Annotated in this window: 17 protein-coding genes; 14 read left to right on the top strand and 3 right to left on the bottom strand. The window is 57.0% G+C overall.

All coding sequences use genetic code 11. The annotated features are described in order from the left end of the window. Positions 1–36: 36 nt before the first annotated feature. The 9 genes from ACID345_RS15270 to ACID345_RS15230 all read left to right on the top strand — a co-directional run bounded on the left by ACID345_RS15270 (position 37) and on the right by ACID345_RS15230 (position 6,109). Positions 37–1,194, top strand: a complete 1,158-nt coding sequence (locus ACID345_RS15270) for an isomerizing glutamine--fructose-6-phosphate transaminase (protein ID WP_011523763.1) — start codon at positions 37–39, stop codon at positions 1,192–1,194. A 141-nt stretch (positions 1,195–1,335) separates the two neighbouring features. Then, positions 1,336–1,830, top strand: coding sequence for a MarR family winged helix-turn-helix transcriptional regulator (locus tag ACID345_RS15265; protein ID WP_049761925.1), 495 nt, complete (start codon positions 1,336–1,338; stop codon positions 1,828–1,830). Then, positions 1,827–2,648, top strand: coding sequence for an arsenite methyltransferase (gene arsM / locus ACID345_RS15260; RefSeq protein ID WP_011523761.1), 822 nt, complete (start codon positions 1,827–1,829; stop codon positions 2,646–2,648). The genes ACID345_RS15265 and arsM overlap by 4 nt, the downstream gene beginning before the upstream one ends. Positions 2,649–2,650: 2 nt before the next feature. Continuing rightward, positions 2,651–3,739: an ACR3 family arsenite efflux transporter gene (gene arsB / locus ACID345_RS15255; RefSeq protein ID WP_011523760.1), complete on the top strand. Its 1,089-nt coding sequence runs from the start codon at positions 2,651–2,653 to the stop codon at positions 3,737–3,739. Positions 3,740–3,750: 11 nt separating this feature from the next. Then, positions 3,751–4,170, top strand: coding sequence for an arsenate reductase ArsC (locus ACID345_RS15250; RefSeq protein ID WP_041856772.1), 420 nt, complete (start codon positions 3,751–3,753; stop codon positions 4,168–4,170). A 72-nt stretch (positions 4,171–4,242) separates the two neighbouring features. Beyond that, positions 4,243–4,560: a PadR family transcriptional regulator gene (locus ACID345_RS15245; RefSeq protein WP_011523758.1), complete on the top strand. Its 318-nt coding sequence runs from the start codon at positions 4,243–4,245 to the stop codon at positions 4,558–4,560. Between the two features lies 1 nt (position 4,561). Further along, positions 4,562–5,092, top strand: coding sequence for a hypothetical protein (locus tag ACID345_RS15240; RefSeq protein WP_011523757.1), 531 nt, complete (start codon positions 4,562–4,564; stop codon positions 5,090–5,092). A gap of 41 nt (positions 5,093–5,133) precedes the next feature. Then, positions 5,134–5,601, top strand: a complete 468-nt coding sequence (locus tag ACID345_RS15235; protein WP_011523756.1) for a MarR family winged helix-turn-helix transcriptional regulator — start codon at positions 5,134–5,136, stop codon at positions 5,599–5,601. Positions 5,602–5,665: 64 nt separating this feature from the next. Further along, positions 5,666–6,109, top strand: coding sequence for a DoxX family protein (locus ACID345_RS15230; protein WP_011523755.1), 444 nt, complete (start codon positions 5,666–5,668; stop codon positions 6,107–6,109). 224 nt (positions 6,110–6,333) lie between these two features. Here the strand turns inward: ACID345_RS15230 and purB are convergent, their stop codons facing one another. Beyond that, positions 6,334–7,629, bottom strand: a complete 1,296-nt coding sequence (purB, locus tag ACID345_RS15225) for an adenylosuccinate lyase (RefSeq protein WP_011523754.1) — start codon at positions 7,627–7,629, stop codon at positions 6,334–6,336. Between the two features lie 151 nt (positions 7,630–7,780). Between purB and ACID345_RS15220 the strand changes: the two genes are divergently transcribed. The 4 genes from ACID345_RS15220 (at position 7,781) to amrS (ending at position 13,444) form a co-directional block, all read left to right on the top strand. Then, positions 7,781–8,269, top strand: a complete 489-nt coding sequence (locus ACID345_RS15220; protein ID WP_011523753.1) for a MarR family winged helix-turn-helix transcriptional regulator — start codon at positions 7,781–7,783, stop codon at positions 8,267–8,269. A gap of 75 nt (positions 8,270–8,344) precedes the next feature. Beyond that, entirely contained in the window at positions 8,345–10,186 is a 1,842-nt protein-coding gene (locus ACID345_RS15215; protein ID WP_011523752.1) for a chloride channel protein, read from the top strand. A gap of 174 nt (positions 10,187–10,360) precedes the next feature. After that, positions 10,361–12,175, top strand: coding sequence for a DUF885 domain-containing protein (locus ACID345_RS15210; protein WP_228370656.1), 1,815 nt, complete (start codon positions 10,361–10,363; stop codon positions 12,173–12,175). Between the two features lie 189 nt (positions 12,176–12,364). After that, complete coding sequence (gene amrS, locus ACID345_RS15205; protein ID WP_083763769.1) at positions 12,365–13,444, top strand: AmmeMemoRadiSam system radical SAM enzyme; 1,080 nt, start codon at positions 12,365–12,367, stop codon at positions 13,442–13,444. A 71-nt stretch (positions 13,445–13,515) separates the two neighbouring features. Here the strand turns inward: amrS and ACID345_RS15200 are convergent, their stop codons facing one another. Both ACID345_RS15200 and ACID345_RS15195 read right to left on the bottom strand, forming a co-directional pair. Continuing rightward, complete coding sequence (locus tag ACID345_RS15200) at positions 13,516–13,728, bottom strand: DUF1059 domain-containing protein (protein ID WP_041855759.1); 213 nt, start codon at positions 13,726–13,728, stop codon at positions 13,516–13,518. Between the two features lie 14 nt (positions 13,729–13,742). Then, the gene (locus ACID345_RS15195; RefSeq protein ID WP_011523749.1) at positions 13,743–14,090 is read right to left on the bottom strand and encodes a hypothetical protein; all 348 of its coding nucleotides are present in this window, start codon (positions 14,088–14,090) and stop codon (positions 13,743–13,745) included. A 158-nt stretch (positions 14,091–14,248) separates the two neighbouring features. On the opposite strand from ACID345_RS15195, the gene ACID345_RS15190 reads away from it, so the two are divergent. Continuing rightward, positions 14,249–15,403 (top strand): PP2C family protein-serine/threonine phosphatase, encoded by a 1,155-nt coding sequence (locus ACID345_RS15190; RefSeq protein ID WP_011523748.1) that lies wholly within the window; start codon positions 14,249–14,251, stop codon positions 15,401–15,403. Positions 15,404–15,425 lie beyond the last annotated feature (22 nt).

The raw sequence follows: 15,425 nt of genomic DNA, 5'->3' as shown, positions 1-15,425 counted from the left end.
TTGCTATATAGCATAAACGGAGCTACTCGAAACCAAATGAATTCCGCCATCAGCACCGTCCCGCCGGTCCCAAAGGGCAATTTCCCGCACTACATGCTGAAAGAGACGTATGAGCAACCGGAGGCGATCCGGGAGACGCTGCGGCGTCATCTCTCGTCGGACGGCACGCGCATTGTGCTGGACTCGAGCAAACTGTCCGAAGCAGAGATCGCGAAGTTCACGCGCATCACGATCGCGGCGAGCGGCGCCAGTCGACACGCGGGACTCGCCGGCAAGCAGATGTTCGAGGATATCGCCGGCATCTCGGTGGAAGTGGAATATGCGAGCGAGTATGGCAACCGCAACAACCTGACTTCGCCTGACAACCTGGTGCTGTTGATTACGCAGTCGGGTGAAACGGCCGATGTAGTTTCTGCGCAACGCGAAGCGAAACTGAAGAGCTCCAAGACGCTGGCGCTGACCAACGTGCAGGATTCGACCGTTGCGCGTGACGCGGACGCGGTGTTTTACACCTATGCCGGCAGGGAAGTTGCGATCCCGGCAACCAAGAGTTTCACGACCGCACTCGCGGGACTGTACATCTTGGCGCTCTACTTCGCGCAGTGCCGCGGTGTGCTTACGTCGGAAAAGCTGAAGGCGAGTGTTGCGGAGTTAGAGAAGACGGCGAACCTGATGGGGCAGACGCTGCCCGACTTCGATTCACGATTGAAGCCGCTGGCGCGCCGTTACTTCATGGCGCACACCTTCTTCTTCCTCGGACGCGCGGTGCATTTCCCGGTTGCACTTGAAGGTGCGCTCAAACTCAAAGAGATTTCGTACATCCACGCCGAGGGATATCCCACCGGCGAACTGGCGCATGGACCGACGGCGCTGCTGGAACCGTCGTTTCCGGTGGTCGTGATGGCGACCCGGGATACTACAGATGAAGACTCTGTTAATCGTTACGAGAAGACGATCGGGAACCTTAAGACGATCCGGTCACGGTCGGAGTGCGTGATTGTGATCGCGACGGAAGGGGACGTCGAGGTCACGCAACTCTGTGATGAGGTTATATTTGTGCCCGCAGCGAACGAGCTGCTCTCGCCTATCCTGGAAATTGTTCCCCTTCAGCTGCTCGCGTATTACATAGCGGTTTGGAATCATTACGACGTTGATCGCCCACGAAACCTCGTGAAGTCCGTCCAACAGGAATAGGGCACTCCTGGTGGGGCCATCGAGCCCGCTGGGATCAGAACGACCCTAGTTTCTCCGCTTAACCCGCACCCATAGTGCGGGTTATTTTTTGCGTTGAATAATTGCTTGCATCATGCAAGTAATTATGATGGAATGCGAGTTATGACGAAAGACCCCGCTGTACAGACCTGGTGGGACGAGTTGGAGAGGTTGGCCCGGATTCTCGGACAAGTCGGGCCCGACGAAGTCTGTTGTGAAGGTTTGAGCCAGCGGCAGTGCGCAATCCTGCGCGTACTGGTTGCGAGAGAGGGCACTCGGATCTCGGACCTGGCGGCGGTGTCTGCGATCTCACCCAGTGCAATGACGCGAGTGCTGGAGAAACTGGAGGCGCGTGGGCTGGTGGAGCGCGTCCGAGGCGCACACGACGATGGACGCGCTGCCATGGTGCGTATCACTCCGGAAGGCCGGCGTACGCGGAAGCAACTTGACGGTTTGATGATCGACCGGACCAACCAGATCATCGCTTCCATTCCTGAGAAACAGCGGCCGCAAATCCTCAAGGCACTGACCATCCTGAACAATGCAATCGAGTCCGCGGGATGCTGCGCACTGAATGCACCCGTGGAGCGGCTCACGCAGATCGAGGAGAAGAAATGAAGAACGAGATAACGACGGCGGTGGAAGAACACTATGCGGCAGTAGCGCGGGGCGAGGCTTCGGCGTGCGGTGCGCCGGTGGAGAACGTGGCCAAGGCAATCGGCTACACCGAAGAAGAATTGGCGCTTGCCGGCGACGCGAACCTGGGATTGGGCTGCGGCAATCCGCTGGCTCTGACCGAACTCAAGCCGGGCATGACGGTGCTGGACCTCGGATCGGGCGCCGGGTTCGATGCATTCCTTGCTCTCAGTCGGGTGGGCACAACCGGACGAGTGATTGGCGTAGATATGACCGATGACATGCTCGCGTTGGCACGGCAGAACGCGGAGAAGCGTGGCTCGGACAACGTCGAGTTCCGCAAGGGGTTTATCGAAGCGTTGCCGGTGGAGTCAGGTACGGTGGACTACGTGATCAGCAACTGCGTGATCAATCTCTCGTCGGACAAGCCTGCGGTGTTTCGCGAGATCGCACGCGTACTGAAACCGGGCGGACACTTTGCGGTGAGCGACATCGTGCTGTTGAAGCCGCTGCCGGATGCACTGGCGAAGGATATCAGTGCGTATGTGGGCTGCATCAGCGGAGCGAGCCTGATCAACGACTATCTCAGCATGGCGTTGACCGCAGGCTTGGCGGATTTGTCGATCCCGCGGATCGCGACGGGCAAGTCGCTGATGGAAGTGTTGTCTCCGGCTGACGTTTGCTCGGGTGGGTCATCGTGTTGCGGATCCACCGTGCAAATCTCGGTTAAGAATCCAGACGAAATGGTGAGACAGGCCTCAGAGGCGCTGGCATCGATCAAGTTGCATGGTCGGAAATAACGATGGGTACGCAACGCAAGCTGGGGTTTCTCGACCGCTTCCTAACCGCGTGGATCTTCGGGGCCATGGCTACGGGCGTGCTGATCGGATGGCTGTTTCCGGGAGTGGTGCCGATGCTCAACCGCATGAGCGTGGGCACCACCTCGATTCCGATCGCAATCGGGCTGATCGTGATGATGTATCCACCGTTCACAAAGGTCCGATTTGAAGAACTGCACGAGGTGTTTCGCAATAAGAAGGTACTGGGCCTGTCACTGATTCAGAACTGGGTGATTGGTCCTGTGCTGATGTTCGTGCTGGCGATCATATTCTTGCGTGGGTACCCGGAATACATGGCAGGCCTGATCATGATCGGGCTCGCGCGGTGTATCGCGATGGTGATTGTGTGGAACGAACTTGCAGAAGGCGACACGCAATACGCGGCGGGTCTGGTGGCGTTCAATTCGCTATTCCAGGTGTTCTTTTACTCGGTGTACGCATGGATCTTCGTGACGGTGCTTCCGGCGAAATTGGGGCTGCAGGGCGCGGTCGTGGATGTTTCGATTGGGCAGATCGCGAAGAGCGTGTTCATTTACCTGGGGATTCCGTTTCTTTCCGGGTTCGTCACGCGTACGGTGTTGCTGCGGGCGCAGGGCATCGAGTGGTACCAATCGAAATTTGTGCCGCGTATCGCCCCACTGACGCTCATCGCGTTGCTGTTCACAATTGTGGTGATGTTCTCGCTGAAGGGCGAATACATCATCCGATTGCCCTTTGACGTGCTCAGGATTGCGGCACCGCTGTTGATTTACTTCGTTCTGATGTTTGTCGTCTCGTTCTACATGGGCAGAAAAGTGGGAGCCGATTATGCCCAGAGCACGACGCTCTCGTTTACAGCCGCGAGCAATAACTTCGAACTTGCCATCGCGGTAGCGGTGGCGATTTTTGGGATCAACTCGGGTGCGGCGTTTGCTGCGGTGATCGGGCCGCTCGTGGAGGTGCCGGTAATGATCGGGCTCGTGAACGTCGCATTCTATTTCCGTCGCAGGTACTTCGGAATCTCCGCTTCGCAGATTGCGACGGAACCGGTATGCCCAACCACCTTACGTTGAAAGGAAATTCCGTGAAGCCTAATGTTCTGTTCCTCTGCACGGGAAACTCGTGTCGCAGCCAGATGGCGGAGGGGTTGTTACGGCATCTGGCTGGGGATCGTTTCGATGCCTGCAGCGCCGGGACAAACCCGACTGCAGTGAATTCCCTGGCAATCGCTGCGATGCGAGAGAAAGGCATCGACATCTCGCAGCACCGATCGAAGAATGCCGCGGAATTCCTGGGCCAGCATTTTCGATACATCGTTACTGTATGTGACCAGGCCAACGAGCACTGTCCGATTTTTCCGGGTCCGTCGATTCGTTTGCATTGGTCGTTTCCGGATCCGGCGGCGGCAACGGGGACAGAGGAAGATCGCATGCCGGTGTTTCGCGTGGTGCGAGATGACATCGAAGCGAAAATCCGAGCGTTTATAGAAAACCTTCCAAAATAGTTTGGGCTGAGACTTGACAGGGGCATCCTACCGGTTCAATATGGCGTCTGACGACAGGTCGTTGGAGAACATATGGAGCCGTTAAGCGAAGCAGTGCTGTTCATCCTCTTGAGCCTGGCAGAACAGCCGCGTCACGGATACTCGATCCTCAAAGACGTGGAGGAGATGAGTGCCGGCCGCGTGCTCTTAAGCACAGGAACGCTTTACGGCGCGCTGCGGCGGCTGCTGGAAGATCGTTGGATCGAGAGGGTGAAGCAGCAGGACACCACGCGCGGGAAGGTCGCGTACCGTCTGACCGGATCCGGCCTGACGCGGGTGCAGCATGAGATGGAACGGATGAAACACATCACTCGCCTGGCGCGTGTCCGGGTGGCAGCGAAGGAGGCGTGAGATGGAGCGTCTCTACCGGTGGTGCCTGCGGCTCTATCCCAGTTCCTACAAACAGGTGTTCTTCGATGAGATGGTCGAGGTCTTCGTAGAAGCGCGAAGCGCTGCTGTTGCTCGTGGCCACTGGCGCTACATCCGGTTCCTGGTGAGGGAGTGCTGCGGTGCGCTCGGTGGCGCGTGTTTCGAACGCGGCCGCGAATTGTTCGGGCCCGAGTTCTCGGCAATGTTTCCTGTAGGGAGGTTGTTTATGAGGTCTGCAACGAAATTTCCGTTGTCCGCACTGGTGTTCATGGTCCTGAGTTTCGTCACCGTGGTCTATGCGATCGCACAGGCAGAGGCGCTAAGCGTGGCGTTGCCGCATGACAATCCCGCCGTAGCGTTGCACGCGGTAAAGCTCACGATGCCGGGCGGCATCCTGGTGATGTTCGTGATCGCATATCTCCTTGGTATCGCGGGCTGGCTGGCGGTCCATATCTTGCGGCGTTCCGGCGCGGAGAGGCTCTCGCGGACGGAGACGTGGTCACCGGCAAAGTAGGGCATTGACAATAATCGTGACAACGAGTATTGTTGTTGCTGATGGTTGGCAACATACAAGCAGAGATCAAGCAAAACAAGCCGCTCACACCGGAGCAGGAAGTCCTGTTGACAATCCAGCGCACGGCGGATGCTTTTGAGCGCCGAGTAGCGGAATTGTTCAAGCCCTATGGGCTTTCGGGAACGCAATATAACGTGTTGCGCATTCTCCGCGGAGCGGGGAAGGACGGGCTCCCGTGCGGCGCAATCGCGGAACGCATGGTGACACGTGATCCCGATATCACGCGTCTGCTCGATCGACTCGACAAAATGGGCTACATCGGCCGCGAGCGCGGACAGAAGGACCGGCGTGTGGTGTACACAACGATTACGGAAGCCGGCCTCAAACTCCTTAAGCAATTGGATAAGCCGGTGCAGGATCTGGGATTCGCGCTGGTCGAAAACTTGAACAAATCCCAGATGCAGGAGTTGGTCGAATTGCTCGACCTGGCCCGGAGTTCGGCAGGGTAAAATTTTTTGCAACAAAATTCGTGATAACGAACATCTGTACAACGAGAGTTGAAGGAGTCTGGGGATGTCGAAAGGGAATTCAGCAGTTGGGCTTGGGTTGATGCGGGTGATGGTCGGCGTGGTGTTTGTCGCGCATGGACTGCAGAAGTTGTTGGTGTACCACTATCCCGGGGTGGTTGGGTCATTCCAGAAGATGGGAATTCCGGCGCCGGGAGTATCGGCTGCACTCGCAATAGCAGCCGAACTCATCGGCGGTCTCATGCTGGTGACCGGGTTCTACACTCGGCTCGCAGCGATCCCCGTAGCCTTCACGATGTTCGTCGCGATCGGCCAGGTGCATTTGCACAATGGGTTTTTTGCGCAGGGCGGCGGGTTCGAGTATCCGCTCACCCTATTGGTCGCAAATGTCGCATTCATGATCAGCGGGGGCGGGGCGTTTGCACTGGACAACCTGCGTACGACGCGAACGCTGCAAGCGATGCCGCCGGTCCGCTCGAAAGCGGCGTGATCAGTCGCACGAGGCACGGAAGTGGGGTTCCCCAATTATGCTGAACGCATCCTCTTTCGATGTTTCCCCGGGGCGCGGGGCGCCTCGCATATCGCGATGCGATTATAGTCGGGCACGATAACTAAAACGTGCGCTATACCACTTTCGTCAGTATATAAGTATCGAAAGTGATTGACTAAGAGACGAGCCACAGCCTAGGCTGTGGCTCATACTTTTGCAGAAAATTATTGTCCGAAGACGCGACGGAAGATTTTATCGACGTTGCGCAGCGGCCGTTTCAGGTCGAAGGCGTGTTCCAGGGTCTCACCCTTGACCCGGCTGGTGATTTCAGGATCGTTGAAGATGAGCTCGCGGAAGTTGAGTTCGTCTTTCCATGCTTTCATGGCGTTCCGCTGCACGATGCGGTAGGCGTCTTCACGGAGCACACCGGCCTCGACGAGATCCAATAGAAGTTGGCCGCTGAACACGAGGCCGCCGGTGGACTCGAGGTTGCGGAGCATGCGTTTTGGGTACACGAACATGGTATCGATTAAGTTCGTGGTCTTAGCGAGCATGTAGTCGAGCAGGATGGTGGAGTCGGGCAGGATGACGCGCTCCACAGACGAGTGTGAGATATCGCGCTCGTGCCAGAGGGCGACGTTCTCGAAAGCGGCCTGGGTATTGGCGCGCACGACCCGGGCAAGTCCGCTGATCTGCTCGCAGGTAACGGGATTGCGTTTGTGAGGCATGGCGGAGGAGCCCTTCTGCTTTTCGCTGAAGAATTCTTCGGCCTCGCGGACTTCGGTTTTTTGCAGGTGCCGGATCTCGGTAGCGATCTTATCGAGCGTCGATGCGATGGTAGCGAGGGTGGCGACGTAGAAGGCGTGGCGGTCGCGCTGGATGACCTGGGTAGAGATTGGGTCAACGTTCAGACCTAGGCGTTCGCAGATAAGTTGTTCGTGTTCGGGATCGAGATGGGCGCCATTGCCGACCGCGCCGGAGAGCTTGCCGACGCGCATTTGTTCGGCGGCCAGTTCAAAACGGGCGATGTTGCGCTGGGTTTCCTCGTACCAGTTGGCAACTTTCAGCCCGAAGGTTGTGGGTTCGGCGTGGACGCCGTGAGTTCTGCCAATGGTGGGGGTGTCCTTGAATTCGAAGGCGCGGCGCTTGAGGGCGGCAGAGAGGGCGTCGAGATCTTTGCGGATGATTTCCGAAGCTTGTTTTACGAGAAGTGCCTGGGCGGTATCGACAACGTCGTTCGAGGTCAAGCCGTAATGCAACCAACGGGATTCGGGACCGACAAACTCAGCGACGTTGGTAGTAAAGGCGATGACGTCGTGTTTGACCTCGGCTTCGATCGCCAGAATGCGCTCGACGTTGAAGTTGCCCTTGTCGCGGATGGCTTTGGCGGCTTCAGCGGGGACGATTCCGGCTTCGGCGAGGATTTCACTGGCGGCGATTTCGACATTGAGCCAGGTTCGAAACTTGTTCTCGTCGTTCCAAATGCGGCCCATTTCGGGCCGGGTGTAGCGAGGTATCAAAACGTTCTCCTTGCTTGTTCTAAATGGGGACTGGGACCCTTCTATTGTAATAGTTTGGGGCTCGGCAGGGTGCATCCTATCTTGCAGCGAGAGAATGTGGGCAGTAGAGCAGCACAGACATCGTAATGCGATATACTTAAAGGGAGCGAACATGGGCGAAGAAAAGGACCTTCTCTCCGGTGATTACCGGGCGCTCGCGGAGTTTCGGTATCAGATTCGTAAGTTTCTCCGCTTCAGTGAAGAGGCAGCAAGGACCGCAGGCCTTGAACCGCAGCAGCACCAGTTGTTGCTCGCGGTAAAAGGACTTCCGGAGGGCGCGCGCGCAACGATTGGCGAAATTGCCGATCGGTTGCAGATCCAGCACCACAGCACAGTGGAGCTGGTGGATCGCCTGGAACAACATGGATACGTCAACCGAAAACGCAGCGACCGCGATAAGCGTGAGGTGCTGATCGTGTTGACGCCTAAGTCCGAACGGATATTGCGTGAACTTTCGGTGCACCACCAGGAGCTTCTGCTGGAGCATGGGACATCGTTGGTAACGTCACTGAAGAAGTCGATGAACGCGAAAGACCGGGGCAAGAAAGAGAAGTCCGCTCCCGCGAAGCTGAAAAGCCGAGCGGCAGCAGCGCAGGATTAGTTGCCGGCAAATTCGCCATGCGCTCGCCAACTCTGACTATTCAGGGCTGGAAGATCGGCGTTTGGAGGAGGGCCATTGACGCGACACCCTGCAACTCTGAATCCCGCGGGCCAACTCGCGGCGGAAAGCTCGGAGTTCCGCATTCATCTCGTTTCATTCCTGGCGGCCATCATCGGTACGGCCGCCGGGTTTGTTGCGTGGCTGCTTTACCACCTCATTGGTTTCTTCACCAATGTAGCGTTCTATCACACGATCAGCTTTACGTTTCATAGCCCGCGGAATCATCAGCTCGGGCTGTGGGTGATCCTCGTTCCAGTGGTCGGCGGGTTGATTGTTGGCGTGATGGCGAAGTATGGATCGTCCAAGATCCGCGGCCATGGCATTCCCGAAGCGATGGAAGCCGTGCTGGTAAACCGCAGCCGGATTGAGCCAAAGGTCGCGATCTTGAAGCCGCTGTCGGCAGCGATTGCGATTGGCACGGGTGGACCGTTCGGAGCCGAGGGCCCGATCATTCAGACCGGCGGAGCGATTGGATCGCTGATCGGCCAGGTGATACAGACAACCGCGTCAGAGCGAAAAGTTCTTCTCGGCTGCGGTGCTGCGGCCGGCATGGCGGCGACGTTCAGTACGCCGATTGCAGCAGTAATTCTCGCCATCGAACTCATCCTCTTCGAATTCAAAGCGCGGTCATTTATCCCGTTGGTTATTGCGAGCACGATCGCGACGAGTCTGCACTTTGTGCTGATGGGACGCGGACCCATGTTCGAGGTTGGCGCCATTGATTTTGGTATCCCGCGGGTGTTGCCATGGTATTTGCTGTTGGGTGCGATCTGCGGGTTCTCAGCTGTCGGTTTCTCGAAGCTTCTCTATTGGGTGGAAGATCAATTTGAAAAGCTGCCGATTGACTGGATGTGGTGGCCGGCAATCGGCTGCGTGGTCCTCGGCGTCGTTGGCTATTTTGTACCGCGCGTCCTCGGCGTGGGATACGACACCATCTCCGACATTCTCAATACTCACCTCGTGTTCAAAGTACTGCTGGCAGTAATGATCTTTAAAGCGCTCGTTCTCCTGGTGACGATCGGCTCCGGGACTTCGGGTGGATTGCTGGCTCCAATGTTCATGGCCAGTGCGGCGATGGGATCGGCAGTGGCGATGATCATCAACCACTTCATCCCGGGAGCGGGGATCTCGCCGGCGGCATTTGCGTTGGTGGCGATGGGCGCGGTCTTCGGTGCGGCGTCGCGTGCGACGTTCGCGTTCATTATCTTCGCGTTCGAGATCACGCGCGATTACAACTCGATCCTGCCGCTGATGCTGGTGGCGGTCATCGCGGACGGCATTGCGCTCGCATTTAGCGAAAACTCGATCATGACCGAGAAACTCGCGCGACGCGGATTGAAGATCCACTCTGAGTTCGAACCCGACATCCTGCGGCAGATGACGGTCTCGCAGGCGATGGTTACCGAACCGCCGAGGGTGCCGGAAACGATGCTGGTACGCGAAATGGCCGAGCGGTTGGCGCAGCACGATCCGATACTCTCCCGCCATCAAGGCGTACTGATCGTGGATGATGCCGGAAAGCTCAAGGGGTTGATCACGCGCGGTGACCTGCTGCGCGCGATGGAATCTGAGGATGCAGGAACCCAGACCGTTCTGCAAGCTGGTACGACAAGCCTGCTGACTGCCTATGAGGATGAACTCCTTTTCCACGCGGCCTCACGCATGTTACGGGCAGGGGTTGGGCGATTGCCGGTCGTGGACCGCAAGGATCCGACGAAGATTCTCGGCTATCTCGGGCGCGCAGGAGTGCTCTCGGCACGCCTTCGGCAGATCGAAGAAGAACAGGTACGTGAGGGCGGATGGGCATCCGCGAAGCGCAATCCCAAAGCGGCAGGGGAGATCACTCCGGTTAAGTAGGCCGCGCTATTCCGAGAGAACCCGCCATTTATACTTGGCGGGTTCTTTCTTGCTCGTTTCACAATTCGTATCGAGGTTGTCATGAAGGTCGCCCGAATACTCCTCTGCGTCTTCTTTGTATCCTGCTGCTCATTCCTCTTCGCGCAGTCCCACAAAACCACACCCGAGGCGCCTGTGACCGGAACTCCGAGCGAACGGCTGGCCAAGCTCTCCGAACAGTTCCTTCATGAATCACTTCAACTTTCACCGGTATCAGCTTCTGGGGCGGGATACCACACGTATGTCGATCCGACGAGCGGACGCACGGTTCGCCTTGATGCCGAGCTCGATGAGATGGGTACCGAAGACCTCGCGGAACAGTTGAAGTTCTATCGCCACTGGCGCGAGCGGTTGCGGAGCCAGGCGCCGTACAAAAGCCTCGACGCTCAGGGCCATGCCGACTGGATTCTTCTGGACGACGGAATCTCGAACAACTTGCTCGAATTGGAGAAAGTCCAGAACTACAAGCACAATCCGACCGGCTGGGTGGAGTTGATCGGCAACGGGTTGTTCCTCAACATGTCGCAGGAATATGCGCCAAAAGATCAGCGCATGGCAGATGCAGTGTCGCGCATCGCGCAGATTGCGCGCTTCATTGGGCAAGCTAAGCAACAACTCATGGACTCAGATCCGATCTACATCAAAGTTGCGGTGGAAGAAAACAGCGGCAATCTCGGGATGATTGATGACATCGGCAAAGAGCTCCCGGCGAGTGGAGCGGTGCGTCAGAAGTACGATCGCTTCGCACCGGCGGCAAAGAAGGCGCTGACGGATTTCTCGCAGTGGATGCAGACCGACTTGGCGAACCGTCCGACGAACGGCCGCAACTGGCGGTTGGGGAAGGAGTGGTATGCCGAGCGTTTCCGCCTGGTGATGGAGACGAACGTTACTCCGGACGTGCTACTCACCGATGCCGAAACGGATATGACGAGCGTCCGGGCGGAGATGCTGGAAATTGCGGTACCGATGCACAAGGACATGTATCCAGACCACACCGATCACGCCGACCTGAGCGGAGTGGATCGCGAAAACAAAATTATTGGCGAGGTCCTGGACCGCCTGGGGCAGGAACATCCGCAGCGCGATCAGTTGATGGACTACATTCAGGGCGATCTCCAGAACATTATTGATTTCATTCGCGAACACAAGATCGTCGCACTGAGTGCGCGAAACAATCTGAAGGTGGTTGCAACTCCGGACTTCATGCGCGGCGTTTATTCGGTGGCAGGTTTCCACGCGCCGCCGCCGCTTGATCCCAATACCCAGGCGCAGTACTGGGTCACCCCGATCGATCCTAAGACGGCGGATGAAAAGGCCGAGTCGAAGCTGCGCGAGTACAACAACTACACGCTGCACTGGCTGACCATTCACGAAGCGCTTCCGGGACATTACATCCAATTCGAGCACGCGAATAACGTGGAGCCTCCGATGCGCAGGTTATTGCGCGCGTATTACGGCAACGGCCCGTACGTGGAAGGCTGGGCCGAGTACATTGCGGGCATCATGCTCGACGCTGGGTTTGCTGACAACGATCCGCGTTTCCGGCTGATCATGAAGAAGATTCGTCTGCGCGTGTTGGCTAACACAATCCTGGACATCCGCATGCACACAATGGATATGAGCGACGACGAAGCCATGTCGCTCATGACCAAGCAGGCCTTTCAGACTGACGCAGAAGCTCAAGGAAAACTTCAACGTGCAAAGCTAACTGCAACGCAGCTTCCGACCTACTACGTAGGCATCCGCGGCTGGAACGATCTGCGGGCGAAGTACAAGAAGGCGAAGGGAACGGCATTTACGAATCTGGAATTTCACAACCGGGCGTTGGATCTCGGTCCAGTGCCTCTGCCGCTGGCAGGTGAGATTCTTCTGGGGATTCCGGCCAACTTGAGTGTGGGGCAGAGCACCAGCGCTGCCCCGGCACACAAAAGGGCGACGCGCAAAAAGTAGCAGTTCGTCCCAGCTTTGTCCTGCATCGGTGGAAAAGCTTGGAACGTTTTCTCGCGGAAGTCGTCTATGTAAGCAACTAGACCCAAATCCACAACGGGGCGCCTCCCAAACGCACTCAAGCGTGGCGCCCCACTTCTTTTGCTTCCGACCGGCGTAAAATAAGATTTAGCTAGTTACTCGGAAGTAAACATGTCCAAACTTCATGAGGCACGCTGGTGGGAGACGATGGCCGATGGCCGTCTGCACTGTTATCTGTGCCCGCGGCATTGCCATGTCGGAGAAGGGCAGACCGGTTTCTGTTTCATTCGGAAGAATATTGATGGCCATCTATATCAGCTCGGCTATGGCCGGCCGGCGGCGGTGAATATTGATCCCGTCGAAAAGAAGCCGCTGAACCACTTCTTCCCGGGAACGCGAATACTGTCGATGGGCACCGCAGGCTGCAACATGGGGTGCTTCTTTTGCCAGAACTGGGACATCTCCAAGGCGAAGTCGGACCAGGTTCATGCGGCGGATCTTTCGCCCGAGGACGTGGTAGAGCTTGCGATTGAGCGTCGGGTCCCGCACTTGGCCTTCACTTACAACGAACCGACTATCTGGGGCGAATATGTAATCGATATCGCGCGCGCGGCGCACGCCGCTGGATTGAATAACGTGATGGTCTCGAATGGCTATATCACGCGTGAAGCGTTTTTCGATGTGTATCGGCACATCGACGCCGCGAATATTGACCTGAAAGCCTTCACTGAGAAGTTCTACTCGAAGGTGACGCTCACGCATCTTCAGCCAGTGCTCGAGACTTTGAAGTGGTTGCGGCACGAGACGGGTGTCTGGTTCGAGATCACCAATCTCATCATCCCGACGCTGAATGACGAGCAAGAGGAGTTCCGGCAGCTCGTCGATTGGATTCTCGAAAACCTCGGTGACGATGTTCCTCTGCACTTCACAGCTTTCCACCCGGATTTCAAATTGATGGATAAGCCCGCCACGCCGCCGGAGACGCTGCATCGAGCTCGCAAACTCGCGATGGAAATGGGATTGAAGTTCGTGTACGAGGGAAACATTTTCAGCGATGGCGGCGACACGATTTGTCCGGGCTGCAGGAAGCGGATTATCAAACGCTCGTGGCACTCGATCATCGCCAACGATCTTGTCGAAGGGAAGTGCCGCCACTGCGGAACGAGCATTACAGGGGTGTTCGCTGTAAAGCACATAAACGAGCGCCGTTTGCGCACGGAAGAACTCGCGAATCCTCACCTGACACTTTAGGTTTTTGTGAGTAACGGAGAAGGACGGCCGAGGTGGCCGTCCTTTTTCTGCGTGCGTGAGGAGGAGGGAGCTTAGGCTGCGCGGCGGTCGTGAATGTTTTCCTGAACCTTGCGGCGCATGTTGTCGTCGAAATTCGTAATGCCGTGGGCCTCACGACCGTGTTCCTTCACGTGGTCCATGATTTCGTTGTCACTGCGTCCGCTGGTCTGCCAGTTGCATTCTTTGAAGCCGGCATCAGCACAGCGGAAAGTGCGTTCTCGATTCTGCTCGTTCGGATTTGTCATACGCAGTTGCCTCGTTAGCTTGCCTTCTTGTCGGCCTGCTTGCGCAAGTCGTCGTGGCGGATGTCTTTCGGTTGGCCGGCTTCGGGATGCTGACGATTTCCCTTTGCCGGAGGATTGTTGGCCGCGACGTTGGTCATGGCAATGTTTTCTTCACCCTTACCAGAGCCCCAACCTTCGGTCCCGGTGGTCGGTGCCGATGGATTCACCCGATCACCCAAACCGCTGGGAACGCCGCCGGGATTGATGACATCGGCACCGCCGCCAGTCGTGTCAACTTCGCGCTGGCCGTCTGTTTGATCGGCGTCGCGTTTGGGGCCGCTTGCCGTGTTGGGAAAGATGCTGTTACCCGCGTCGTTTTCCATACATCCATGCTCGCGCAAATCCAAAGCTGGATGGGGCAAATTCGAAAGCTGCGGCTGGAATTCGCGGGCTGCTGCGCAGAGCTTTGGAACCTGATGGAAGGGCCCCTGCTAGTTCTCCCAGTTACCGATTGGCTATCCACCCAATAATTTGAGCTCAGATGGCAAATACCGACGAAAAGAAAGTAATTCTTGCCGTTGACGATGAACCACAGAACCTCGAAATCGCATACTCGATCCTCAAGGATACGTATAAGGTTCGCATTGCTACCAATGGCGAAAAGGCGATTGAACTTGCTGTGGCCACTCCTCACCCGGACCTGATCTTGCTCGACGTGATGATGCCGGGAATCAACGGGTACGAAGTTTGCGCGCGTCTCAAAGAGAACGCTGCGACGAAGGATATCCCCGTCATCTTTCTTACCGGACAGACAGAGGTCGCAGAGGAGACCAAAGGTTTCGCGGTCGGTGCAGCGGACTATATCCACAAGCCGTTCTCGCCACTGGTGGTGCAGGCGCGTGTGAACATGCACATGAGCTTGCGGACTGCACAGAAACAAATTGCGGAGCAGCTCAAACGTATTCACGAAGAGATGGAATGTGCGCGAAATATTCAGCTCTCGATTATTCCGCGCGAAGTTCCTAAGTTAGCAGGTCTCGATATCGCGGCACGCTACATTCCGATGACGGCGGTTGCCGGCGACTTTTACGACTTCATTGTGCCGGATGATAAACATGTCGGCGTGCTTGTAGCCGACGTTTCGGGACACGGCATGCCAGCCGCATTGATCTCCTCCATGCTCAAGATCGCGTTCCATGCCCAAGAACAGAACGTGGCGGACCCGTCGAAAGTACTCGATGGACTCAACCAGACCCTCTGCGGAAAGTTTTCGGACCACTTTGTGACCGCCGCGTACGTGTATCTCGATTTGGAGAAAAAGGTCCTGAGGTACGCGGGTGCTGGGCATCCGCCGATTCTGATTGGGAGCGACAGGAATGGCGAAGTGCGGAGGGTCGAGGAGAATGGGTTGATTCTCAGCTTTATGCCGGTAGCGCAGTATGCATCGGTTGAACTTCCTCTCAATATTGGCGATCGCGTTGTGCTTTACACGGATGGCATCGTCGAGACTGCGAATGTCGAAGGTGAGTTCCTGGGGATTGAAGGAGTGGAGAAGTTTCTCAGCGAGCACGGGCAGACGTCATCAGACGAACTTGCCGGCGATCTGCTGACGAGGTTACTAAAGTGGTCGGGACGCCCTGAGAACGAAGACGCCGACGACGATATCACCCTCGTGGTAGCGCAAATCGAAGCGTGATCGCACGCCCGTGCGACACGCG

Origin of the sequence: Candidatus Koribacter versatilis Ellin345, from assembly GCF_000014005.1 — a bacterium.
GTDB lineage: Bacteria > Acidobacteriota > Terriglobia > Terriglobales > Acidobacteriaceae > Korobacter > Korobacter versatilis_A.
Note: the sequence above shows the minus strand (reverse complement) of the source record. Positions and strands in the feature narration are given on the sequence as shown.

Excerpts from the sequence above, each read along its gene's own strand:
- ACID345_RS15270 (WP_011523763.1), top strand. The coding sequence starts at position 37 with ATGAATTCCGCCATCAGCACCGTCCCGCCGGTCCCAAAGGGCAATTTC.
- ACID345_RS15265 (WP_049761925.1), top strand. The coding sequence starts at position 1,336 with ATGACGAAAGACCCCGCTGTACAGACCTGGTGGGACGAGTTGGAGAGG.
- arsM (WP_011523761.1), top strand. The coding sequence starts at position 1,827 with ATGAAGAACGAGATAACGACGGCGGTGGAAGAACACTATGCGGCAGTA.
- arsB (WP_011523760.1), top strand. The coding sequence starts at position 2,651 with ATGGGTACGCAACGCAAGCTGGGGTTTCTCGACCGCTTCCTAACCGCG.
- ACID345_RS15245 (WP_011523758.1), top strand. The coding sequence starts at position 4,243 with ATGGAGCCGTTAAGCGAAGCAGTGCTGTTCATCCTCTTGAGCCTGGCA.
- ACID345_RS15240 (WP_011523757.1), top strand. The coding sequence starts at position 4,562 with ATGGAGCGTCTCTACCGGTGGTGCCTGCGGCTCTATCCCAGTTCCTAC.
- ACID345_RS15235 (WP_011523756.1), top strand. The coding sequence starts at position 5,134 with ATGGTTGGCAACATACAAGCAGAGATCAAGCAAAACAAGCCGCTCACA.
- ACID345_RS15230 (WP_011523755.1), top strand. The coding sequence starts at position 5,666 with ATGTCGAAAGGGAATTCAGCAGTTGGGCTTGGGTTGATGCGGGTGATG.
- ACID345_RS15220 (WP_011523753.1), top strand. The coding sequence starts at position 7,781 with ATGGGCGAAGAAAAGGACCTTCTCTCCGGTGATTACCGGGCGCTCGCG.
- amrS (WP_083763769.1), top strand. The coding sequence starts at position 12,365 with ATGTCCAAACTTCATGAGGCACGCTGGTGGGAGACGATGGCCGATGGC.
- ACID345_RS15200 (WP_041855759.1), bottom strand. The coding sequence starts at position 13,728 with ATGACAAATCCGAACGAGCAGAATCGAGAACGCACTTTCCGCTGTGCT.
- ACID345_RS15195 (WP_011523749.1), bottom strand. The coding sequence starts at position 14,090 with ATGGAAAACGACGCGGGTAACAGCATCTTTCCCAACACGGCAAGCGGC.
- ACID345_RS15190 (WP_011523748.1), top strand. The coding sequence starts at position 14,249 with ATGGCAAATACCGACGAAAAGAAAGTAATTCTTGCCGTTGACGATGAA.